Here is a 359-nt window from a genome sequence, read left to right as displayed (position 1 = left end):
GCCAATGGGGTGACAGCTCGCGCTCATGCTCGCCACGGGCACTGCGAATCGCCGCAGCGGTACGCTCGCGCAAGGCTTCCAGCTGGCTGCGGCCATCGTTCATCACGCGGTAGCGACCTTCGAAACCCAGGCACAGGCACAGGTACAGCAGTTCCAGCAGGTACAGGCGTTCCCGCGGGCTTTGCAGGCAGTGATCCAGCAATTGGAAGACCTTTTCGCCGCCCCAGGCTTCGTTGTGCACGGTGATCAGCAGGCTCTGCTTGCCCCAGTCACTGGCACTGCCCCACGGCGTACTCAGCACGGCTTCATCGAGGGCGGTGCACAGCGCGTAACGCGCCAGCAGCACATCGTTGCGGGCC

The 359-nt window shown here is 64.6% G+C and carries 1 protein-coding gene; it reads right to left on the bottom strand.

All coding sequences use genetic code 11. The annotated features are described in order from the left end of the window. On the bottom strand, positions 1–359 hold a 359-nt coding region (gene icmH, locus HX846_RS38920; RefSeq protein WP_178967664.1), incomplete at both ends, for a type IVB secretion system protein IcmH/DotU.

This window comes from Pseudomonas sp. K5002 (genome assembly GCF_013386655.1).
Taxonomy (GTDB): Bacteria; Pseudomonadota; Gammaproteobacteria; order Pseudomonadales; family Pseudomonadaceae; genus Aquipseudomonas.
This window is presented reverse-complemented; position numbering and strand designations above follow the sequence as displayed.